Source organism: Lactobacillus sp. LL6, assembly GCF_007570935.1.
Lineage (GTDB): Bacteria > Bacillota > Bacilli > Lactobacillales > Lactobacillaceae > Lactobacillus.
In genome coordinates this window covers 1,675,761-1,698,729 of sequence record NZ_VLLR01000001.1, presented here as the reverse complement: position 1 = coordinate 1,698,729, position 22,969 = coordinate 1,675,761, and the positions used below count along the sequence as shown (strand labels likewise).

Annotated in this window: 24 protein-coding genes, 2 tRNA genes and 1 other annotated feature; of the genes, 18 read left to right on the top strand and 8 right to left on the bottom strand. The window is 31.7% G+C overall.

The window, feature by feature from the left end:
- Positions 1 to 24: 24 nt before the first annotated feature.
- Positions 25 to 291, top strand: coding sequence for a hypothetical protein (locus tag FOD82_RS08225; RefSeq protein ID WP_144355949.1), 267 nt, complete (start codon positions 25 to 27; stop codon positions 289 to 291).
- A gap of 31 nt (positions 292 to 322) precedes the next feature.
- Here FOD82_RS08225 and FOD82_RS08220 read toward each other — a convergent pair whose 3' ends face one another.
- From FOD82_RS08220 to FOD82_RS08210, 3 genes are all read right to left on the bottom strand, one after another.
- Positions 323 to 1,132 carry a LytTR family transcriptional regulator DNA-binding domain-containing protein gene (locus FOD82_RS08220; protein ID WP_144355948.1) on the bottom strand — a complete coding sequence of 270 codons (810 nt, stop codon included), beginning with the start codon at positions 1,130 to 1,132 and terminating at the stop codon, positions 323 to 325.
- Positions 1,133 to 1,134: 2 nt separating this feature from the next.
- The gene (locus FOD82_RS08215) at positions 1,135 to 2,259 is read right to left on the bottom strand and encodes a GHKL domain-containing protein (RefSeq protein WP_144355947.1); all 1,125 of its coding nucleotides are present in this window, start codon (positions 2,257 to 2,259) and stop codon (positions 1,135 to 1,137) included.
- A 339-nt stretch (positions 2,260 to 2,598) separates the two neighbouring features.
- Positions 2,599 to 2,730, bottom strand: a complete 132-nt coding sequence (locus FOD82_RS08210; RefSeq protein ID WP_144355946.1) for a bacteriocin — start codon at positions 2,728 to 2,730, stop codon at positions 2,599 to 2,601.
- Positions 2,731 to 2,927: 197 nt separating this feature from the next.
- Between FOD82_RS08210 and FOD82_RS08205 the strand changes: the two genes are divergently transcribed.
- The 8 genes from FOD82_RS08205 to FOD82_RS08175 all read left to right on the top strand — a co-directional run bounded on the left by FOD82_RS08205 (position 2,928) and on the right by FOD82_RS08175 (position 8,187).
- Positions 2,928 to 5,087 (top strand): peptide cleavage/export ABC transporter, encoded by a 2,160-nt coding sequence (locus tag FOD82_RS08205; RefSeq protein ID WP_144355945.1) that lies wholly within the window; start codon positions 2,928 to 2,930, stop codon positions 5,085 to 5,087.
- Between the two features lie 14 nt (positions 5,088 to 5,101).
- Positions 5,102 to 5,746, top strand: coding sequence for an HlyD family efflux transporter periplasmic adaptor subunit (locus FOD82_RS08200; protein WP_144355944.1), 645 nt, complete (start codon positions 5,102 to 5,104; stop codon positions 5,744 to 5,746).
- Between the two features lie 179 nt (positions 5,747 to 5,925).
- Positions 5,926 to 6,057, top strand: a complete 132-nt coding sequence (locus FOD82_RS09920) for a hypothetical protein (protein ID WP_277950085.1) — start codon at positions 5,926 to 5,928, stop codon at positions 6,055 to 6,057.
- Positions 6,058 to 6,079: 22 nt separating this feature from the next.
- Positions 6,080 to 6,265: a hypothetical protein gene (locus FOD82_RS08195; protein ID WP_144355943.1), complete on the top strand. Its 186-nt coding sequence runs from the start codon at positions 6,080 to 6,082 to the stop codon at positions 6,263 to 6,265.
- 130 nt (positions 6,266 to 6,395) lie between these two features.
- Positions 6,396 to 7,241, top strand: a complete 846-nt coding sequence (locus FOD82_RS08190; RefSeq protein ID WP_144355942.1) for a type II CAAX endopeptidase family protein — start codon at positions 6,396 to 6,398, stop codon at positions 7,239 to 7,241.
- Between the two features lie 49 nt (positions 7,242 to 7,290).
- Positions 7,291 to 7,497 (top strand): hypothetical protein, encoded by a 207-nt coding sequence (locus tag FOD82_RS08185; protein ID WP_144355941.1) that lies wholly within the window; start codon positions 7,291 to 7,293, stop codon positions 7,495 to 7,497.
- Between the two features lie 108 nt (positions 7,498 to 7,605).
- Positions 7,606 to 7,932, top strand: coding sequence for a hypothetical protein (locus FOD82_RS08180; RefSeq protein ID WP_144355940.1), 327 nt, complete (start codon positions 7,606 to 7,608; stop codon positions 7,930 to 7,932).
- A gap of 3 nt (positions 7,933 to 7,935) precedes the next feature.
- Positions 7,936 to 8,187 (top strand): hypothetical protein, encoded by a 252-nt coding sequence (locus tag FOD82_RS08175; protein ID WP_144355939.1) that lies wholly within the window; start codon positions 7,936 to 7,938, stop codon positions 8,185 to 8,187.
- 26 nt (positions 8,188 to 8,213) lie between these two features.
- Here the strand turns inward: FOD82_RS08175 and FOD82_RS08170 are convergent, their stop codons facing one another.
- Positions 8,214 to 8,453 carry a hypothetical protein gene (locus FOD82_RS08170; protein WP_144355938.1) on the bottom strand — a complete coding sequence of 80 codons (240 nt, stop codon included), beginning with the start codon at positions 8,451 to 8,453 and terminating at the stop codon, positions 8,214 to 8,216.
- Between the two features lie 99 nt (positions 8,454 to 8,552).
- Between FOD82_RS08170 and FOD82_RS08165 the strand changes: the two genes are divergently transcribed.
- The 9 genes from FOD82_RS08165 to FOD82_RS08125 all read left to right on the top strand — a co-directional run bounded on the left by FOD82_RS08165 (position 8,553) and on the right by FOD82_RS08125 (position 20,180).
- Positions 8,553 to 9,860, top strand: a complete 1,308-nt coding sequence (locus tag FOD82_RS08165) for a PTS transporter subunit EIIC (RefSeq protein WP_144355937.1) — start codon at positions 8,553 to 8,555, stop codon at positions 9,858 to 9,860.
- Positions 9,829 to 10,731 carry an alpha/beta hydrolase gene (locus FOD82_RS08160; protein ID WP_144355936.1) on the top strand — a complete coding sequence of 301 codons (903 nt, stop codon included), beginning with the start codon at positions 9,829 to 9,831 and terminating at the stop codon, positions 10,729 to 10,731. Before FOD82_RS08165 ends, FOD82_RS08160 begins: the two co-directional genes overlap by 32 nt.
- 448 nt (positions 10,732 to 11,179) lie before the next feature.
- Complete coding sequence (locus tag FOD82_RS08155) at positions 11,180 to 13,300, top strand: ATP-dependent Clp protease ATP-binding subunit (RefSeq protein WP_144355935.1); 2,121 nt, start codon at positions 11,180 to 11,182, stop codon at positions 13,298 to 13,300.
- Positions 13,301 to 13,414: 114 nt separating this feature from the next.
- On the top strand, positions 13,415 to 14,152 hold the full coding sequence (locus tag FOD82_RS08150) for a hypothetical protein (protein ID WP_144355934.1): 738 nt from the start codon (positions 13,415 to 13,417) through the stop codon (positions 14,150 to 14,152).
- Positions 14,153 to 14,304: 152 nt separating this feature from the next.
- The gene (locus FOD82_RS08145) at positions 14,305 to 15,654 is read left to right on the top strand and encodes an amino acid permease (protein ID WP_144355933.1); all 1,350 of its coding nucleotides are present in this window, start codon (positions 14,305 to 14,307) and stop codon (positions 15,652 to 15,654) included.
- Positions 15,655 to 15,816: 162 nt separating this feature from the next.
- Positions 15,817 to 17,157 carry an amino acid permease gene (locus FOD82_RS08140; protein WP_242450219.1) on the top strand — a complete coding sequence of 447 codons (1,341 nt, stop codon included), beginning with the start codon at positions 15,817 to 15,819 and terminating at the stop codon, positions 17,155 to 17,157.
- A 75-nt stretch (positions 17,158 to 17,232) separates the two neighbouring features.
- Positions 17,233 to 17,961 (top strand): gamma-glutamyl-gamma-aminobutyrate hydrolase family protein, encoded by a 729-nt coding sequence (locus FOD82_RS08135; RefSeq protein ID WP_144356039.1) that lies wholly within the window; start codon positions 17,233 to 17,235, stop codon positions 17,959 to 17,961.
- A gap of 15 nt (positions 17,962 to 17,976) precedes the next feature.
- Positions 17,977 to 19,383 (top strand): APC family permease, encoded by a 1,407-nt coding sequence (locus tag FOD82_RS08130; RefSeq protein ID WP_144355931.1) that lies wholly within the window; start codon positions 17,977 to 17,979, stop codon positions 19,381 to 19,383.
- Between the two features lie 89 nt (positions 19,384 to 19,472).
- Positions 19,473 to 20,180, top strand: a complete 708-nt coding sequence (locus FOD82_RS08125; RefSeq protein WP_186277726.1) for a DUF4097 family beta strand repeat-containing protein — start codon at positions 19,473 to 19,475, stop codon at positions 20,178 to 20,180.
- A gap of 47 nt (positions 20,181 to 20,227) precedes the next feature.
- Here FOD82_RS08125 and asnA read toward each other — a convergent pair whose 3' ends face one another.
- The 4 genes from asnA to FOD82_RS08105 all read right to left on the bottom strand — a co-directional run bounded on the left by asnA (position 20,228) and on the right by FOD82_RS08105 (position 22,948).
- Entirely contained in the window at positions 20,228 to 21,238 is a 1,011-nt protein-coding gene (gene asnA / locus FOD82_RS08120) for an aspartate--ammonia ligase (RefSeq protein WP_144355929.1), read from the bottom strand.
- Positions 21,239 to 21,294: 56 nt separating this feature from the next.
- Positions 21,295 to 21,532 (bottom strand) — a binding site (T-box leader).
- Positions 21,533 to 21,600: 68 nt separating this feature from the next.
- A tRNA-Pro gene (locus FOD82_RS08115) sits at positions 21,601 to 21,674 on the bottom strand.
- Between the two features lie 8 nt (positions 21,675 to 21,682).
- Positions 21,683 to 21,756 (bottom strand) — tRNA-Arg (locus tag FOD82_RS08110).
- A gap of 199 nt (positions 21,757 to 21,955) precedes the next feature.
- Positions 21,956 to 22,948, bottom strand: coding sequence for a GMP reductase (locus FOD82_RS08105; RefSeq protein ID WP_144355928.1), 993 nt, complete (start codon positions 22,946 to 22,948; stop codon positions 21,956 to 21,958).
- Between the last annotated feature and the right edge of the window lie 21 nt (positions 22,949 to 22,969).

Sequence of the window (22,969 nt, the reverse complement as noted above, 5' to 3'; positions counted from 1 at the left end):
AATGAGGTGAAAGAAGGCAGAAAAATGGACAAAAAATATAAATTAGATCGTGAACAGTACATTAAGTTTCGCACTTATCCTCGCACTTATGGAATTGTGTTTTGGACAGTAGCAGTAATTGGGATTTTGGCAACTTTTGTGGCGTTTCCGCTAATGCACAACAATTTAGTGGTTGGTGTATTTGGAGTTACGAATATCATTGTGGCATTCTTTTTGGGAGTGACAGAAGCAATTACTGCTTTGATTTATAATTCAAAAGTTCCTAATGATTTAGATAAAGAACATAAATGAAAAATGGACACCAAATGAAGGTGTCCATTTTTTAGTCTTCTTTTTTCAAATATCCTAAATCTTCAACTTTATAGTTAAAGTTATTTAGTAATTCTTTCATCTTCTTTGTTGTAGGACGTGAAAATTCTTCAACATCCCCATTTTTAAAAGTTACTAAGCGGTTCTTAAGATCGATTGAAGCGATATTATTAGGATTTGCCAAACAAGATTGGCTAAGTTTTACAAGTAGTTTTGGATTATTTTCAGCATATTCATTAATACTGCCTAAAAATTGCGCTTCTCCATGATCCTTAATTAATAATAACTTATGTGGGGTTAAGGTTGTAGTAATGTACATAACTTTATTAATATTAATATTCTTAATTATTCGACCTATTTTGTAAGTGAAGTTCATTGATTGAATGTAATCAAATTTTTCGATTTGATATAAGGCAACTTCAATTGTCTTTACCATTCGTTTTTTAAGTTCATCTACATCATCAGTTTTGACAATGTAATCAACCGGACCAAGACGTCTTTGATAAGTAATGATAGATAAATCTTGGTGACTAGTGACGAAAATGATTTGAGCTTTTTCATCTCTAGATTTGATTAAATCTGCAATATCAAACCCATTTTCATCATTAACATCTTTTCCAAGTTCTACATCAAGAAAATAGATGCCTCCCTCAATTTGATGTTCTTTGATATAGTTAACAGCATCTTGATAAGTAGTTGCAGTGTTAATATTAAATCTAACTTTTTCTTCATCAGAGAGAATCATTTCTGCTCTACCTAAAATCTTAATAGTTACGTTAATTTGATCTTGATCATCGTCACAAATAAATACTGGATATTCCATAATTATTCCTCCTCATCTGGCAACACTATTAAACTAAATGTGAACCAGTCATCATCTATCCCATAATTGACTAATACTGTTGATTCGTATTTTTTAGTAATTTCTGTAACATTAGCTAATCCGATTCCCATATGGTGTTCTTTAGTTGTGTAATTTTTTCGGCTGATTAGCTTAGTATTGATTTTTTTAGGTCTAATTTTATTTCTAATTTCAAATTCAAAATCTCCATCTTCTTGATAATATGTAGCTAAAATTTGTGCAGAATCTAAATTACCAGTTTCTTTTCTTAAAGCCATACTTTCTTCATAAGCATTATCAAAAGCAATTCCAATAATTCTTGTAATATCTAGATAATCTATAGTTTTAGGAATTCGATTAATTTCTTTATTACAGCCAAAAGAATAGTTTATATCCGCATTATAAAGTTTGGCTAGTTTAGCAATTGCGATACTTTTTAAAAAATCAACGTGGACATGATTAAGATCCTTATACTTACGTAAAGCTTTGGAATTAATGTGACTATTAGTGTATTCCTTTAATTTAGATACTACTTCATCTGTTTTCCCGTTTTCGGCACTGATAATTAAACTATTCATCATATTTTGATAATCATGTTTAAATTTGCGCAAATCATCTTCATTCTTATCTAGGTATTCTGCATATTCTTTTAGCTGATTATGTTCCTCAGTTAGCTTATCTTTTTCGTTTTTAAGTAATTCATATTGTAATTTTTGTCGTTGCTTTTCTTGACTGAGTTCATTATTTTTAGCTTTTAGCAACTGGTTTTGAAGTTTTTGATTTTCCTGTTCTTTTTTGGACAAGAGATTATTTTCAGTTTTTATCATTGCGTAGTAAAGAACAAAGGCGAAGATAGACTGTAGTAATAATAATCCCAGAGAAATTGTTACTACTTCTGTGGTTTTATTATCACCAGAAATAAAAAATTCAACACCAATTCCAATTATATAAAGGTATAACAAAATACCGATAAAAATATTGCTATTTTTGTCGGTGAGTAGTTTATGTAATTGTGAGAAATATCTTCTAATTATTAAATAGCCAACTATTTCTACAGTAATGCTAATGATGCTATCAAAATATCGATTTCCATAAGGAATTATATCCATTAAAATTCCACATATTAGATATAATGCAGTATCAAAAACTGTAAAAGTTAATATAGAACCAAAAACTAATTTAATATTAACTTTTTTAAGTATTGCAAAGTAAAGAAATAATACTATTACTTGGAGTAAAGTTATGCCAATATCAGCACCTAATTCTGATAAACAGATACTTGCTATGAATATAATTAAGCTGAATAGTGAAATAAAATATTTATTATTCTTACTTAGTGGTATATGAATAAGTTTAATAACTATAGCAAAATCTATAATGATTGGGATAATTAAATCTGGGATACTCAATAGGATATTTATTACTTTTATAAAATTCATAATTATTTCTTAAACAGGCTTAAAAGTGATGACAATACATTTCCTTTTTTTGCGTTTCATATAAAAACTAACCGTAGGATCAAAAAACATCCCAAATCCACCAGTGATTTTACTTAATTCTTTCTCATTTAATTTTTTCATATTTGTACCTCTTTCATTTAACTTTATAATTATACTACCTAAATATTTAAGACCATAACCAAAATCCTCAAATTCTGTCTAAATAGCGTCATATTCTGCAAAATATGATTGCTAAATTACAAAATATGACAATTTTCTATATTGAAGTACAAGTTACATTAAACTTATTACTATCATTAAGAGAAAGTAGGGAGAGTATGTTACTTAAATATAAGTCAATTTACATACCACAAGTTGATGAAACAGATTGCGGAGTTGCTTGTCTTGCCATGATTCTAAAAAATTATCATTCTAGAGTATCAATTGCACATTTAAGACATATTGCAAAAACTAACATGGAAGGGACCACTGCATTAGGGTTAGTAAAAACTGCTGAAAAGTTTAACTTAGATGTTCAAGCAGTTCAAGCTGATATGTCAATATTTGAAATGGAAGATATTAATTATCCATTTATTGCTCACGTTTTAAAGAATGGAGAATTACTGCACTATTATGTTGTATTAAAGAGTAATAAAAATTCAATTATTATTGCGGATCCTGATCCAGATGTTGGAGTTAAAAGAATATCTAAAAAGAAGTTTGCTCAAGAATGGACTGGAGTAACTTTATTAATACAACCAAATTCTAAATTTGAACCAATTAAAGAGAAGAGAAATAATCTTTTATCATTATTTCCATATATGTTCAAACAAGGAAAGTTGGTTAGAGATATTATTTTAGCTTCGTTATTGATGACAATAATAAGTATCTGTAACTCATACTTTTTACAGGGAATAATTGATAATTATATCCCTAATGGAACGTATAATACATTATCGATTCTTGCGATAGGTTTGCTTATTGCATATGTATTTAATTCAATATTTTCTTATGGGCAACAACTCTTACTTAATGTATTAGGTCAAAGATTATCAATTGATTTAAATTTAAGTTATATTAGGCATATTTTTGAATTACCAATGGAATTTTTTGCTACAAGAAAAACTGGTGAAATTACTTGTCGATTTTCAGATGCAAGTAGAATTATAGAGGCATTAGCAAGTACGGTAATATCTCTGTTTTTAGATTTATCTATTGTAATTTTGATGGGAATAACGCTAGCTATTCAAAATACAACTTTATTTTTGATAACAATTGCTTCTTTGCCATTGTATGCAGTTGTAATTTTAGGTTTTACTAAAAAATTTGATCATTTAAATAATGAACAAATGGAAAGCAATTCAGTAGTAAGTTCTTCAATAATTGAAGATATTCAAGGAATTGAAACTATTAAAGCTTTAAATAGTGAAAAAGTAAGATATAAAAAAATAGACAGTCAATTTGTTGATTATCTAAAAAAATCATTTAATTATAGTAAAACTGAAGTTTTTCAAGCATCTTTAAAAACTTTTATTCGTATGTCATTGAATATTCTTATTCTTTGGATTGGGGCTGGAATAGTAATGCATAATCAAATGACAATTGGTGAATTGATGACTTTTAATGCTTTACTTTCATACTTTATTGATCCCTTACAAAATATTATTAATCTCCAACCAACACTTCAATCAGCTAATGTAGCTCAAAATAGATTGAATGAAGTTTATTTAGTTGAAAGTGAATTTAAAAATAAAGCAGATATTAATAGTATTTCTAAATTAAATGGAAATATTAAATTTGAAAATGTAGATTACAAATACGGTTATGGACAAGATGTACTAAAAAATATAAATTTAGAAATTAAAAAAGGAGAAAAATTAACCATTGTGGGGATGAGTGGTTCAGGAAAATCTACTCTTGTAAAATTACTAGTTAACTTTTTTGCACCTACTAGGGGGAAGATAACTATAAATGGAAATATAACTACAAGTATTGATAAACATGTTCTACGCTCCTATATAAATTATGTCCCTCAAACTCCATATGTATTTTCTGGAACTATTAGAGAAAGTTTGTTGTTAGGTAGTAGAAAAAATGTAACAGAGGAAGAAATTAAGAAAGCATGTAAAATTGCAGAAATATATCAAGATATTGAAAATTTACCATTAAAGTTTGATACACAAATGGATGAAAATGCGACAATTTTATCAGGTGGTCAAAAACAACGCCTTACTATTGCTAGAGCGCTTCTTTCTCAAGCTAGTGTATTTATCTTTGATGAAGCAACAAGTGGCTTAGATACAATAACTGAAAAGAAGATTGTTGATAATCTAATTAGTTTAAAAAATAAGACTATTATTTTTATTGCTCATAGATTATCTATTGCTAAAAAATCTGATGATATTGTTGTCTTAAATCACGGAAAGATTGTGGAAGAAGGCAACCATGAAGATTTATTGGTTAAGCATGGATATTATTATGATTTAGTGAATAACTAGGGAGGAGATAAACGATGAATGATGATTTTGAAAGTAGTAAATTTTATTCATATAAATCAAAAGCACTCTCTAGGATAGTAATTCTTCCAGCCTTTATATTAATACTACTAGTTTTTATAAGTTCAATTTTTATGGTAAAAGAAGATTCGATTCACATAGGTGGAATTATTGTTCCTAAAAATACAATGATAATTAAAAATAATAAGAACTATGTAGAGGGAAAATATGTTTATCAAAATCAAAAAGTACAATTAGTTAATGGAACTAGTAAAAAATTGGCTCAAGATAAAGTAGTTCATGTTGATAAAGCGAATAATGTAATTTTAGTTCCAAATATAAAAGAAGAAAGCAGTCTAGAAGTTGTATCTTATGTAGGAGTTGATGAAGTTAAAAAATTAGATAAAAATCAAAAGGTAAAATTTGAAATTAAAAATAAGAAAAATGTTGCTACTTTGATTAATGGAAAAATAAATTCAATTGGAGTGTATCCTGATCAAATTAAAGGAAAAGAAGCTTATAAAGTAAGTTGCTTAATTTATCCATCTAAAAGAGAACGTAATGAACTTAGATATGGGATGCAAGGAAGTGTAGCAATTATTGTTAATAGGGAAAGTTATTTTAACTTTATTAAAGATACATTTTTAGGTAAAGAAAATTAAAGTTAGAAAAAATCAAATTTGGTTGATTTTTTATCATATTTTGAATGATTGCAGAATATTCGTTTATTTGACAACTTTTGATAATTTTAAAAATAAAGCAACAAAGCAAGTAAAATATGTATTGTAAGTTGATGAAGCAAGAGCTGATTCACTTATAGATGTTGAAAAGAGGAGAAAAAATGGAAAAGTTTCAAAAGTTGAGTTCTGCTGACTTGGTTGAAGTTGTTGGTGGAAAGAGAAGAACTAAGAAAAATTGGTGGTGGAAAACTACTGAATTTGTCAATGGTTTTTGGAACGGTTTATCACATTAGTGATATTATTGAGAGGAAAAAAATGATGGAAGAAAAAACAAAGAAATTTGAACAAATCCAAACAACTGATTTGGAAAAGATTATTGGTGGAAAAAGACATTCTGGTTACTACCGTAATGGTTATGGTACTGCTCATAATTTGCGTGCTGGTTTAAATTTGTATAATATTGGTAAAGCACTTTGGAAAACTTATGAAATTATTAGATAAAAATTCAATATCTAGGAAGGAACTGCTTCTCTAGACTAAAAAGCTAAAATCTAATTTAAAAGAGGAGGAGTATAGTTGCTCCTCCTTTTTTAAAATTGAAATATATCCAAAAATTAAAGGGAGCGATTTCATGAATAATCTGGCTTTGACAGAATATGTAGATTTAATAAACGATTATGAACGTAAAAAAGATATTAGGCGATTATTAATTGCTTTTGTCATATTAAATCTCATATATTTATTTGGACCATTTATATTTAAATTCTTTCATTCATCAATGACAAAGCGGGTTTTATATGCAATTTATATAATTCTAATGGGAGGAGTTACTTACCATTTCTGTAAAACTACAAAGACTGTAAAACATAAAGTAAAACAGGGATGGTTATGGATTTTGACAGTATTTTTTTACTTGTTTTGGTTAGTAATGCCAATACTGTCAGAGTTATCAAATAAGATTGCAACTTTTAAATTCTCATTTGATAAAACTAGTGCTATTTGGTTAACTGCAATTAGTGCTGGAGTTATTGAAGAATTTTTATTCCGTGGACTTTTGTTTAATATTTGTCTAGAGTATTTTGCTAAAAGTAAATACAAATTTATTTGGACTACCATTATTACGTCAATCTTATTCAGTTTGATGCACTTAGTAAATGCCATTCATCAATCAATGATTTCTACTATTGGACAAATATTATTTGCATTTGGATATGGAATGTTATTCAGTTATGGACGGCTTATAACCAATGGAATAAGCATAGGAGTTTTTTTACATATTTGGCAAGATGCAAGTCCCCAAATAATTACTAACAATTTAGGAAATACAAATATAAGATTGATATTTCCATTAGCATTAACTGAAATGGCTTTTAGTTTACTCTGTGTTTACTTTTACAACAAAAAATATAATCAACAATTTGGAAATACCGAATATGACACCAAATCAACAGAATTTGACGTAAATACGCAGGAATAATTATTTTGAGTAGAATATGATTAAGCGAGTCGAATAGGGAGAATTCATTATGAGAAAAGTTATTTTAGTTTTATTAGAAGTATTAGAAGTTATGTTTTTACTTAGTAATTTGTATCAACCAACTACAACTTGGGGTTACAATCTTAAAGCAACGATTGTACTTTTAGGGATGATTTCCTTAATTATAGAAGTGGCATGGTGGAGTATAAGACGAGTAAAAGGCAAAAAAGGCTTTGGAATAGAAAGAGCAAAATAACATGCAATTCTGGATTAGCGCGTTTTGTATCGCGATTGGCCTTGGTATTTATGATTTAGCTAAGATTGGTATGAAGATATTAATTAAAAGAAGAAAGAAGAGCTAAAAATGAAGATCAAAGATAGATGGGCAGGATTTATATTAATATTATTATTGGCATTAATTAATACTGTAAAAACAGAAAACGTTTATACTAATCCAGTTAACATTATCATTGGTGTAGTTGTTCTAATAACTTTGGTATTAACTATCATGTCTTATACAAACGAAAAAGTTGGCGCAACATTGGAAACGACTGTGTGGTTATTAACTTTTGTTGAAGTAGTAGCTGGTTGCTTAGGTAAGCTTGATGTAGAAAATAAGATACTTTTAGCAATTGAAGCTGTAGTTATCGTTTACTTCACAGTAAGACATGTTCGTGAAAGAGTGAGATAAATTATGACACTACAAGAAGCGTTACAAAAAGTAAAACTAGAAAATCCTGAAGAAAAAAGAATAGTTGAAGCTGCAATTATTTCTCTTGAGAATGGCACTTTTGAACCAAAGGTTTTAAAAGAACTTAAAATCGCCTTTGAAAAATTAGCTCAAAAAAATCAACTATCAAAATCTGGCATGAAATTCTACATGGAAATTTCAAAACCAAATTTCAACTTAGATTCAGATTTATCATCAATAATTACATGGTTTTAAAAAGGTCGAGCATTATGCTCGACCTTTTAATATCCACCAAAATCTCTATAACTAGAACTAAGGATGTCATCAACGTACTTAGAACGTTTGATGTCTTTTTGTTTGATAGCTTCTTTGATTTCATTAGGGCTTAGATGATTAATAACATAATATTTGAGGGCTTTATTAGTAAGTTCATTTAAGTCCATCTTATCACCATTCATTGTCATATATTTATCTACTAAATTTTCAACTTCATCAGTTAATTCAATTCTTTTTCTTGCCATGTTGTTCACCTTTATTTTTCTTTTTAATTAAATTATACCACTGGCTAAGTTAAGAAATACTAGTATAATTGAAAGGAATGATTTAAGGAGAATGTTGGTATGAATTACTTTATCAAGTCTTTAGTATGGTTGAGACGGCGAGTATTTTTTAGAATTGTTCAGCGAACACTTGTGATGCTGATGCCGGTTGCAACTATTGGGGCTATTTTTCAGTTATTAAGGGATGAATTTTTTTCACCAGATAGCCTTATCTATAATATATTTAATTTTGATCAAAATATGTCCAATCAGGTTTGGGATGCGGGTAATAGTATCACCCGGGGAATGGTACAGGTAACAATTGGAATCTTTGGTATTTACGTTGCATATTTTGCAGCAGTTTATACTGCGCGCTTGTATCGAAAAGATTCAACTATGGCAGGAATTGCGGCAGTAATTGTAATTACTTTCTGTTCATATTTAAGTGAAGTTACTAGAAATCCAGGTAATAATCGAGCAGTATTTTATTCAAGAATGCTTAATATTAATGGAACTCTTTTAGCAATTATCATTGGATATATTGTAGGACAAGTATTTCATTATTTAGGTAAAGATTACGTCAAGTCAACGTTTGAGCATACTGATCGGATTCGTCATCGTGCTTGGAATGCACTTTTGCCAACTAGTGTAGCAATATTATTAGGATTAATAATTGGGATTATTATCTATTTATTCAAGATTCGTTTGCTAGATTCTTATTACATTACGTCTTTAGCAACCAAACTTCAAAATTCTAATAATCTATTGATAATTATTCCTTTAACTATAATTGTTTCGCTATTATGGTGGTTTGGGATTGGTTATCCTATTTCATCTTTAACTACGGCTTCTAATAGTGGTGCTGCAATTGCTAATTTGAATTACGCTTTACGTCATGGTAATTCTTACAATGTCCCATATAAATATCTCGGAAGTGCATTGATTAATTCTTATGCATTAATGGTTATTTTTGCATTGGCAATGGTCATAATTTTATATACTAAGCAAAAAGAAATAGAAGCTGTCGCTAAAATCAACTTGATTCCAGTAACTTTTGGAGCAACTAATGGACTTTTCATTGGATTACCGATTATTTTGAATCCAATTTATTTTGTTCCTATTGTATTTTTACCAGCAATCAATGAATTATTTGCGGCTGCTGCAATTAAATTGCATATAATAATGCCGACAGCTTATCCAGTTTTGTCGGGATCTCCTAGTTTGTTGTATTCATTTTTTGGAACTAATGGTAATTGGGCAACTTTTATTTTTACAGTAGTATTATTTATCTTTGATGTTGGAGTATTGATTCCAACTGTAAAAATAGCTCAAGAAATTTCTGAAAAAGTATTAGCTTATGATAAGGAAGAAGATAAATATGCTAAATAAACGAAATTTCAAATGGTTATTAATTTTATTTTTATTGGTGTTAGCTTTATCTATTCCAGGCTATACTTGGATGAAGAAGACCAACCATGATCGAGCAGAACGTCGTAAATCAATGGTGTCACCTGTAGTAATGGTACCCGGTTCAAGTGCAACAATAGAAAGATTCAATCCTTTAATTGCAAAATTAAATAAAAATAACCCGCATCCGCATAGTGTCTTAAAAATTGAAGTTCAAACTAATGGCGATTTGAAATATAGTGGTTCAATTAATAAAGGTGACAATGAACCTATCATAGTTATTGGTTTTGAAAATAATAAAGATGGTTATGCTAATATAAAAAAGCAAGCGAAATGGTTTGATATTGCATTTGAACAGGTCAGTCAATCTTATAAATTCAATAATTTTAAGGCATTTGGCCATTCTAATGGTGGATTAATTTTAACGTATTGGTTAGAACACTACTATTCTGATTATTCTGATGAAATTAAAATCAAGAAATTAATGACTTTAGCTTCACCGTTTAATTTTAATGAAAGTAATATTAGTCATAAAACTCAGATGTTGAGCGATTTTATTAAATATAAAAAGAATTTGCCAAAAAGTTTAATTGTTTATTCTTTAACCGGTGGTCAAAGTTACGAATCTGATGGAATTGTACCAGAAGCCAGTGTGGCAGCGGCTAAATATGTATTTCAAAATCAAGTTAAGCAATTTACTGAAATGACAGTAACCGGAACCAATGCGAACCACTCAGCACTTCCGCAAAATAAAGAAGTTGTAGATGCAATTAAACAATACTTACTTAATAAAGATTCTAATAATTTACAAAACATTCCTAAAAGGAAAAATGGCAAGAAAAGAAAAAGTTAAATAGTAACTAATAGCACTCATTTTGGGTGCTTTTTTATTTACAAAATTAATTAAAAAGTGACTTTAATTGAATTGAAAATTCAAGGTGGTAAACTAAGCTTAGAAGTTGGTAGGGCTTCCAATAGCCCGTCTACATAGTACACTTAGAAGCGGAATAATAATTGCACTCTGTGGAAAACTCCTGGCAAATTGCAGTATTTTTTCTTTAAAAATAGGTGTATCTTTAGAAATTCTTTAGAATTTGTGAAATATATGAAGTGTTGATATATCAATGTTTTAGCGGATATTTAATGTGAAAATCACAATATAATGAATTTCTGTGGAAAACTTTCAGAAAAAGTATTGCTTTTTGTGGATAACCTGCTATACTTATAAATGTAATCAATTAGCACTCGAATAACTTAAGTGCTAAAAGACTTAAATTTAATTATAGGGAGTGTTTGCAAATATGGCATACTTTGACAACAATTTTGACGACTTATTTAACCAATTGAATAGCTCATTCTTCAATGATGACTTTAGTTCATCATCAAGTAGAGGCTCAATTCCAATTAACTATTCAAGTAGCATGGGCGCAACACCTCAAACGATGACCCAAGCTCCACAACAAAAGGAAAAGCCAATTGGTGTTGACTTGGTTGAACAAGCTAAGAATAATAAATACGATCCAGTTATCGGTCGTGATGAACAAATTGATAACGTAATTGAAATTCTTTCCAGAAGAAAGAAGAATAACCCAGTATTAATCGGACCCGCTGGTGTTGGTAAAACTTCTATTGTAGAAGGTTTGGCACAAAGAATTGCGGAAGGCAATGTTCCAGCTAAGATGAAAGACATGCACATTATCGCAATTAACATTAATGATATGGTTGCAGGTTCTAGTCTTCGTGGTAGCTTTGAAGAAAGATTGAAGAAAGTTATTGATGAAGCTAAGAAGAACCCTAATATTGTTTTATTCATTGATGAATTGCACAACATTGTTGGTGCAGGTTCAACTGATTCTGAAAATAATAACGGTGATGCAGCTAACATTTTGAAGCCTGCTTTAGCAAGTGGTGAACTTAAATTAATTGGTGCAACTACTACTAGTGAATACCAAAGAATTGAAAAGGATCCTGCTCTTGCTCGTAGATTCCAACCAGTTCAAGTTCCAGAGCCATCAACTGAAATTGCAGTTAAGATTTTGGAAGGACTTAAGAAGAAGTACGAACAATTCCACCATGTAAAATATGACGACAGCGCATTAAAGCTTGCTGTTGAATTATCAGAAAGATACATTCAAGGTCGTTACTTACCAGATAAGGCAATTGACTTGATGGATGAAGCTGGTGCTAAGAAGGCACTTTTAGTTGAGCCAGCTGATGAAGAAAGTTTAAAGACTCGTATTCATGCCTTAGAATCTAAAAAGGCAGAAGCTGCTAAAGCAGAAGATTATGATAAAGCAGCTGAACTTAAGACCAAGATCGATAAACTTCAAAAAGATTTGAAGCATGTTGATAAGGCTGATACTCCAGTTGTAACTGACAAAGACATTTATAAGATTATTGAACAAAAGACTAATATTCCAATGAGTGAATTACATGCTGATGAAGCTCAAAAGAACTTAGATTTAGCTAATAAGCTTAAGAATGTAGTTATTGACCAAGATAGAGCAATAGATGTAATTACTGATGCTATTGCTCGTAAGCAAGTATTTAAAGACGGCGATCGCCCAACTGGTTCATTCCTTTTGACTGGACCTACAGGTGTTGGTAAGACTGAACTCGCTAAGCAAATTGCTATTAACCTCTTTGGTAATAAAGATCACTTCATTCGTTTAGATATGTCTGAATATCAAGACGAAATGGCAGTTAACAAGTTGATTGGTTCAGCTCCTGGTTATGTAGGTTATGGCGAAGGTGGACAATTAACTGAAAAGATTCGTCATCAACCATATAGCTTGATTTTGTTTGATGAAATTGAAAAGGCAAATCCACAAGTCTTCAATACTCTTCTCCAAATTATGGATGATGGTCGTTTGACTGACGCACAAGGTAGAACTGTTTCATTCAAGGACACTATCTTGATTATGACTTCAAACGCTGGATTTTCAGATAAGTTATTAGAAGATGGTGAAGTTGACCAAGACAAGCTTATCTCAGCTTTGGAAAACTACTTCAGACCAGAATTCTTGAACCGTTTGGATGCAATTGTTCCATTTAATTCACTTACTGAAGAAGACATGGGCAAGATTATCGACATTTACTTGAAGAGAATGTCACATGCCTTAGCTAAGAAGAATGTAGAAGTTGAAGTTAGTGAAGAAGCTAAGAAAGTTTTAGCTGAAAAAGGTTACGACAAGAAGTTCGGTGCTCGTCCACTTAGAAGAGTAGTAGAACAAGATCTTGAAACTCCAATTGCTAAGCTTGTAATGAAGGAACCTGACACTAAGAAGATTAGCTTCACTGCAGATGACAAGCACTTATACATGAATGGTGAATCAATCTTAGACCTTACTGCACCAGAAGAAGTAAAAGATGGTGAACTTGAGGCAAAAGATGAAGAAGCTGCTGAGAAAAAAGAAGACTAGTTATTAAGGCATTTAATTGATGAAAAGGATTATTCCCAGGGGAATAGTCCTTTTTTGTATTTTTGCAAAAAGGTTATAATGAGAGTTAGTACATGAATTACTTTGGAGGAAAAAATGCATAATAACAAAAAGTTTGATTTGAGTATAAAAATTATTTTAAGTTTTCTAGCAGTTTTTTCAGGAATAATCGCTTTTGTAGTACACTTTCCGGAAAAAACAGTTTTATTATCAATAATTTATGGAGCTTTTTATTTTATTGCTGCAATCTGTTTTTGGTTTCAAGAAAAAGCAAAATGGATTCGTGTAATTATGGAAATATCTTTAGTAATTACATTTATTCTGTCATTAACACAATCAATGGCAGATATGCCTTTAGGAATTCCAACAGATGGAACGGTTTGGATTTTAACTAGAGCAATTGTAATGGCACTTCCGTCTATATTAGGATTAATTTATTTTAATCTTGACAGCTTTAGTAATGGTCAAAAAGTATTACTGGTTTTCTTGCATTTATTTGTAACTTTTATTTTTGCTTACTTAGCTTTTATTACACTTATGATTTTAATAATTTCTGGAGCATATATTTATGGCTTGCCGGGCTGGATGCAAAATATTATGGTGGCAGCTTTCTATGTTATTGCATTTTATTATGTGGTTTATATTATTTGTAATTGGCTTAAGTTCTATCAAGGTATTATTGCCTGGATAATGACTGTTGTAGCTTTAATTGCTTTTATTCCTGTTGGATTTTTAGGCGGATTTATGATTAGTGACTTTTGGTGGTTAGGAATTATTGCAGTTATTGTTTTATTTACAGTTTATTGGAATAATCGGGTTAAAAGTCAAAATTAATTTAGTAAACGCTTAACATTTTAGTAATTGACAAAAAACGCCTTCAGTGCTTATAATTATAAGCAATTCACAACTAATGAAGCGGCGCCCAGATAGTAAAGTTTCATTTTACTAGCTAGGCGCCTTTTTATATCTTAGGGAGGCGCAATATTTTGAATGAGAAAAAAACGAAATTGAATCGTGGACTTAAAAGTCGTCACGTCACGATGATCGCAATAGGGGGCGCGATTGGTACAGGATTATTCTTAGGTTCCGGTTCTGCTATTCGTAGCGCTGGCCCTTCAATTATCTTGTCATATCTTATTGTTGGGATTATTACTTTTTTCATGATGAGAGCTCTTGGGGAACTGATTTTAGCAGATACAGAAAAACATTCCTTTTTAGATGCGGTTAAAGAGTATTTGGGAGATAGAGTTGAATTTGTTGCAGGTTGGATTTATTGGGCTTGTTGGCTAACTTTAGCGATGGCTGATTTAACTGCAACAGGAATATATTTACGTTATTGGTTCCCATGGCTTCCTCAATGGGTGGGGCCACTAGTTATTGTAGTTTTATTAATGCTAATTAATATGGTAGATGTTGGGCTTTTTGGAGAACTTGAAAGTTGGTTTTCTATGATTAAAGTTATTGCAATCATTGCTTTAATTTTGACTGGGGCAGTTTTGCTTTTGCTTCATACCAACGTAGCAGGAAGACCGGTATCTTTAAGTAATTTATTTAATCATGGTGGCTTTTTCCCAACTGGTGGCTGGGGTTTTATGATGTCTTTCCAAATGGTTGTTTTTGCTTTTGTTGGAGTTGAAATTGTAGGACTTACAGCAGGTGAAACATCTGACCCTGATAAGGATATTCCTAAAGCTATTAACACTTTACCAGTTAGAATTGGGCTATTTTATATTGGATCAATGCTTGCTATTATGGCTGTTTATCCTTGGAATAAAATTCAAACAACTTCTAGTCCATTTGTGCAAGTGTTTGGTGCAATTGGGATTGTTGGAGCTGCTGGTATTTTAAATTTTGTGGTATTAACAGCGGCAATGTCTGCAACTAACAGTGCAATATTTTCTACGAGTCGCTCTCTTTATGCACTGGCTCGAGGAGGCAATGCTCCCAAAAAACTTGGAGAATTAAGTAATAAGGCAGTTCCTAATAATGCCTTAACTGTTTCATCATTAATTCTATTTGTAATTGTTATCTTGAACTATTTAATGCCTGCCAAAATTTTTGATGTTGTTTCTACAGTATCAACTATTTGTTTTATTATTGTATGGATGATTATTATGTGGGCTCATATTAAATATCGTCAAGCAAATAAAAATAATCTTGGTAGTTTTAGAATGCCAGGTTATCCAATTACTAGTTGGTTGACACTTATTTTTTACTTTGTAATTTTAGTGATTTTATTCTTTATTGAATCAACTAGATTGCCTTTAATTATTTCCATAATCTTTGTAGTACTTCTTTGGGGATGCTATGGCTTAGTAGAAAAGCATAAAAATTAATTTATCTAAATAAAAATATTAAAAGTTTCTCATATTTCATGTATAATGTTAAAAAATAAGATTACGAATAGAAGATAAAGTATTTCCTTGGAAATAGTTTGCTTTGAAAGGATGATTGAGTTGAGTCAGAAGAAAGGAAAAGCTCCTGCCTTAAAACGGTCAATGTCTGCTGGACAAATGGAGATGATCTCGCTTGGAGGAGCAATTGGTGTTGGTTTATTCATGGGGTCCGCTTCTACAATTAAGTGGACTGGTCCATCAGTTCTTCTTGCATATATGTTTGTAGGGCTTATTTTATATATTGTAATGAGGGCCCTAGGTGAAATGCTCTATGTTGATCCTGGTACAGGATCTTTTGCGGATTATGCAAGTGAGCATGTTCATCCAATTGCAGGATATTTGGCTGAATGGGCAAATGTTTTTCAATATATCGTTGTAGGTATTTCAGAAGTTGTTGCAACTACCGAATATTTACGTTTTTGGTGGCCTAATACTAATGATTGGATGGCAGGAATAATTATTATTGTATTTTTACTTCTTGCAAATTTAGCCAGTGCTAAAGCATATGCAACATTAGAATTTTGGTTTGCAATGATTAAGGTTGTAACTATTATTTTAATGATCATTTTAGGGTTTATGGTAATCCTTTTTGGCTTTGGTAATGGTGGTCATCCAATCGGTTTTTCTAATTTATGGAGTCATGGAGGTTTCTTTACTGGAGGAATTAAGGGCTTCTTATTCTCAATGGCTATTATTGTAGGTTCATATCAAGGAATTGAATTAATTGGTATATCCGCTGGTGAAGTTGCTGACCCTAAAAAAGCAGTTGTAAAAAGTGTTAAATCAGTACTTTGGCGTATTTTGATTTTCTATGTTGGTGCAATTTTCGTTATTGTGACAATTTATCCATGGGATAAGTTAGGAACAATGGGTTCACCATTTGTAACTACTTTTGCAAAAGTGGGCATCACTGCAGCTGCTTCAATTATTAACTTTGTTGTTTTAACAGCAGCTTTGTCTGGAGCAAACTCAGGAATTTACTCTTCAAGTAGAATGCTTTATAAGATGGCTCATGAAGGCGAAGCGCCTAAGGTTTTTGGCCATATATCAAAGAGAATTGTACCAGATCGTGCTATTATCGGAATTACTTCCGGAATTTTTATCGGATTTATGTTGAATGTGCTTTTACAATTCTTTAGTAAATCTCTTGAAAATGTCTTTGTAGTGGTCTATAGTTCATCTGTTCTTCCAGGTATGGTTGCATGGTTTGTAATATTACTTGCAGAACTTCGTTTTAGAAAAAAGAATCCGCATTTAATGGAAAATCATCCATTCAAGTTGCCGTTATATCCATATTCAAATTACTTTGCATTAATTATGCTTACAGTAATTGTGATTTTTATGTTTATTAATCCAGAAACTCGCATTTCAGTAGCTGTAGGTGCAATAGTATTAATTATTGCGGCAGTCGTTTACATTGTTAAACATAAAAATAAAAAATAATTCTAAAAGCTGTCATTCTGACAGCTTTTTGTATATAATAATTACGTATTAAAAGTAAGTAAGGAGTGAATAATGATGACAAAACCACTTATTGGAATTTCTGGTTCAGTAATTATTGATGATGGTGGTATTTTTCCAGGCTACCATCGTAGCTATGTGAATGAGGATTATGTTGATTCTGTGATACAAAATGGCGGTGTACCTTATATCATTCCATTTAATGAGAATGATGAAGTGATAAAAATGCAGCTTGATAATGTTCAAGGTCTGATTTTATCAGGTGGACATGATGTAGATCCTCGTTTTTATGGTGAAGAACCAAAACAAAAAATTGGCGCTACTTGGCCAGAACGTGATCATTTTGATATGAGACTCCTTAAACTAGCAGAAGATAATGGCATTCCAGTACTTGGAATTTGTCGTGGTGCCCAAATTATCAATGTTGCTCATGGCGGTACTTTATATCAAGATTTATCTTATAGAAGTGAAGAAACTCTCAAACATATGCAAGGGCACTCTCCTAGTTTGCCAACGCATGGTATGAAAGTTAAAGAAAATTCCAAACTTGCAACAGTTCTTGGTAAAACAGAATTTAGAGTCAATTCTTTTCATCATCAACTAATTAAAGAAGTTGCACCTGATTTAATTGCAACAGCAACAGCTCCTGATGGTGTGATTGAAGGTTTAGAAAATAAAAACGGTAGCGTTTTAGCAGTGCAATGGCACCCGGAAATGCTCCACAAGAATAAGAATGTAGCATTCATGAACAATTTATTTAAATGGGTTGTTGATAATGCAAAATAAATAGAAGGTTAACAAATGAGTGAAAAAGAAAGTGACAAGTTAGGCTTTTGGTCAATAGTATTATTAGCAATTAATGCAATTATTGGTTCGGGAATTTTTCTTACTCCCGGAAGTGTTGTTCAGCAAGCAGGTTTAAGAGCACTTCTTGTATATTTAATTGCAGCCATTTTTGCATCAATTTTAGCAATTTCTTTTGCGGCAGCTGCCAAGTATGTAACTAAGTCTGGAGCTGCTTATGCATATTCTAAAGCTGCTTTTGGTGAAAAAGTCGGTTTTTATATGGGAATCTTGAGATATTTTTCAGCAAGTGTTGCTTGGGGTGTAATGGCTGTTGGAGTTATTCGTTCCACTATTTCAATTTTTGGTGGTAATTCTGAAGATTTCTGGGCAGTAACAATTGGTTTTATTATTTTGATGCTAGTTATCACGGTTATTAATTTGTTTGGGCAAAAAGTTGTTAAATATGTAATGAATTTGGCAACGATTGGTAAATTAGCAGCCCTAGTTTTAATTATTGTGGCTGGAGTAGTTTTATTGATGGTAAGTGGTGCATCTAGTCATTTAAATGAAGTGGATTCTATTACTCGAAATGGGCATAAGATAGTACCAACTTTAACTACTACTGGCTTTGTAATGGCAATTGTTTCAGCATTTTATGCTTTTACAGGTTTTGAATCTGTAGCTTCTGGATCTGATGATATGAAAGACCCTGAGAAAAATTTACCACGCGCAATACCACTGGCTATTTTAGTTATTGCGGTAGTATATATTGGTGTTGTAGCAGTTGCAATGATTCTTGATCCTAAGGCTTTAATGACAACTAAGCAAGTTGTAGCGATTGCAGCTATTTTTCAAAATGAAATTTTACGGGATGTGATTTTGGTTGGAGCTTTGGTTTCTATGTTTGGGATTAATGTTGCTTCAAGCTTTAATGCACCAAGAATTCTTGAAGCGATGGCTCGTGAAAATCAAATGTCGAAATCTCTTACTAAAAGAACAAAAAATAATTTCCCAATTAGAACTTTCTTTATCTCTGTAATTTTGGCAATTTTAATTCCAATGGCTTTTCAATACAATATGACTAATCTTATTACCTTAAGTGCAATGGTTAGATTTTTAGGCTTTATTGTGGTGCCAATTGCCGTTATTAGATTCTTCCAAGGAAAAGGCGTTGAAAAAGACATTATCTTAAAAGCTGATAAAAACGTTTGGACAGACGTTGTCTTTCCCGTACTTTCGATTATTTTGGTAATATTCTTATTAGTAGAATATAATTGGAAGGCACAGTTTGGTATAGTAAATGCTCAAGGTCAATTTATTGGATTGAATTGGTATGCAATTGCAATGATGATTTTTGGTTTCATTTTATTACCATTGATTATGTCATGGATTGCAAGAAGAGAAAGAAAAAACGAAAAATAATTATTCTAATTAAAATTCCGTTAGCAACATTTGTTTGCTAGCGGAATTTTTTCGTTATAATGAAGATGAAAAATAGAAAGGATGAGAGTATGAAGTTTAGAAAAATATTTATAGTAATCTTAGGAATCTTTTCAATGATTTGCTTGTGTGGCTGTGGAAAAATAATTATCAATAATAGTAGTAAAGAAGACGGTAAACAAGTTGATAAAGTTTTAAATAATAATATATTTTCAAATGTGATAGTAAATAGTGAGACAAGTAATATCGTTATAAAAACTGGGAAAAAATACCAGGTTCGCTATCAAGGTGGTAAGAAATTTTTGCCAAAAACCGAAAATAAAAATGGTCAGTTAATTATTAAACAAGAAGGCTCAAGTAAAGGTAATCCTGTAATTACAATAACTATCCCCAAGGGCACTAATCTCACGCAAGCTGATCTTAAGTCAGAAGAAGGAGATATTGCAGTAAATAATATTGTAATTAAGACAGCTCAGTTTAATACTGAGGAAGGTGATGTTGATATTGCTAATTCTTCAATCAATGGAGGACAAGTTAGTTCAGAAGAAGGGGATGTTAGCTTGAAAGACGTTCTAGAAAAATCTGGAATGACTATTAAAGCTGAACAAGGCGATGTAACTGTTAGTGATAATAACTTTAAAGGCTATGATTTAACAACTGAAGAAGGCAGTATTAGTGTAAATGGTCATAGCTATGCGAGTTCAACATATAAAAAGAAGGTACATGAAAAGAATGTCTTAGTAGTTAAATCAGAAGAAGGAGATATTACAGTGAAATAAAAAGCTTTGAAATGAATTTCAAAGCTTTTTTAGTTAATTAACCATTTCTACAATAATTCAATGTTATCTTGAGCACATTTTTTAATCATTTCTTCAGGCCAAACACTTGCTTGAACTTCACCAATGTGAGCTTTTCCTAATAAAAGCATACATAAGCGAGATTGCCCAATTCCGCCTCCGATAGTATATGGAAGTTCGCCATTTAAGAGCATCTTGTGGAATGGTAGTTCTGCACGATCTTCACAATGAGCTTTCTTTAATTGTTCGCGTAAGCTTTCTTCGCTTACACGAATTCCCATACTTGAAATTTCAAGTTTCTTTTTAAGAGGTTCATACCAAAATAGAATATCACCATTCAATGACCAATCATCATAGTCAGGTGCACGACCATCATGTGGCTTACCGCTTCTATTCAATTTATCACCAATTTTCATAAGAAAGACTGCTTTTTCTTCTTTAGCAATTCTATCTTCTCGCTCATCTGGTGTAAGGTCAGGCCAGCGGTCTTCAAGTTCTTGTGTAGTTATGAAAGTGATCTTATCAGGAAGACGATAAGTGGAACCAGGATAACGCTTAGTAACAGCCTTTTCTATTTCTTTAATTGATGCAAAAATCTTTTCAACTGTTGCTTTTAAAGTTTCTTCGGTGCGTTCTTCTTTTTTGATAATTTTTTCCCAATCCCATTGGTCAACGTAAATTGAGTGAACATTATCCAAATCTTCATCACGACGAATTGCATTCATGTTAGTATATAAGCCTTCATGCATACCAAAGCCGTACTTTTTAAGAGCCATTCTCTTCCACTTAGCAAGAGAGTGAACTACTTCGATAGTTTGCTCAGGCATATCTTTCATGTCAAAAGCAACCGGTCGTTCGACACCGTTTAAGTTATCATTTAAACCAGTAGCCTGCTCAACAAACATCGGTGCAGACATTCTTTGAAGGTTTAATTTATCTGATAAAATTGCTTGAAAGTTTTCTCTAATAAAAACAATAGCTGCTTCGGTATCTCTAACTGTTAATGTTGGTTTATAGTCTTTTGGTAAAATTAAATCCATAATGATCTCTCCTAAATTTACTCAGAGTAAAGAAAAAGCCCTTCGCTCCTAGAATTACTAGGGACGAAAGGCTTTTTTCCGCGGTACCACCCAAATTGTCTATTACTAGACCACTTATTAGGGTACAATCATACCCCACCGGTGTGGTAACGTGCCGGAAACGTTTCAACCTACTTAAGTTTTTTCGGTGAAATAGCTCAAAGTGTTTTTCAATAATTCAGGGTCTATTAGCTTCACACTAACGCTAACTCACTTAAAGAATGAATTATTTACTCGTCTTTTCATCGCTTTTTAATTATTGAAATTAATTTTAATAGATAAAAATAAAAAAAGCAAGTACATTTTGTACTTGCTTTAAAAAATCGGGAAGACAGGATTCGAACCTGCGACCCCCTGGTCCCAAACCAGGTGCTCTACCAAACTGAGCCACTTCCCGTTAATAAATGCGCCCAGAAGGATTTGAACCTTCAACCTTCTGATTCGTAGTCAGACACTCTATCCAGTTGCGCTATGGGCGCGTTATTTATCAACTACAATAGTATAACATAAATTTTCCTACTGTCACGAAAAAATTTGGAAAAATTGCAAAAAAATGCTTGGGACTGACTACCTAACAATCCCAAGCTATGATATTGTATCGAATTTTGCTTTTTAATACTATATTATTTTTTGTTATTTAATGAAATGGTTAAAAATTGGTCATTAAATCTTCACAAATTAATAATCCCCATTCATAATCGTATTTTTCACAATTACATAATCTACCAGCTTGATTGCGTTTAAATCGCGTCCACCTGCATAAGAGATAGAAGATTGTAAGTCTTGCTGCATTTCAATTAAAGTATCACTAATTGATCCGCGATAAGGTACAAGCATTTGCTTACCTTCAACGTTGCCATAGGCTCCCTTTTGCACTTCAGAAGCTGATCCCCAATATTGTTTGTAAGTTTTGCCGTCTATCTTAATAATATTGCCTGGGGATTCTTCATGACCTGCAAGCATTGATCCAATCATAACCATAGTTGCACCAAAACGGACAGATTTTGCAATGTCTCCATTATGACGAATTCCACCATCAGCAATTAAAGGCTTAGTTGCAACTTTTGAACACATTCTAAGTGCTGCAAGTTGCCAACCGCCAGTTCCAAATCCAGTCTTAAGTTTTGTGATGCAAGCTTTACCAGGACCAACTCCGACTTTAGTAGCATCTGCACCTTCTTGTTCTAATTCGCGTACTGCTTCAGGAGTAGCAACGTTTCCAGCAGTTAAAAAACTCTCTGAAAGTTTTTCCTTAATGTAATGAATCATATCAATTACATAGGTAGAGTGACCGTGGGCAACATCAATAGTAATGTATTCTGGAATTACATTTTCTTTTGCAAGGCTATCGATAAAATCATATTCGCTATCTTTGATTCCAACAGAAATTGAAGCAAAAAGTCCCTTTTTATGCATTCGTTTAATAAAATCTAATCTTGTTTCAGGTTGAAAACGATGCATTACATAGTAATAGCCATTTTGAGCTAGCCAAGTAGCGAGTTTTTCATCAATAACACTTTCCATGTTGGCAGGTACAACTGGAATTTTAAATGTTCGGCTTCCAAACTTAATACTTGTATCTGCATCATGGCGACTTTTGATAATGCCTTTATTAGGAACTAATTGAATATCATCATAGTCAAAGGCTTCCATACTAAAATAATTGCTCACTGTAATATTCTCCTTAAATAT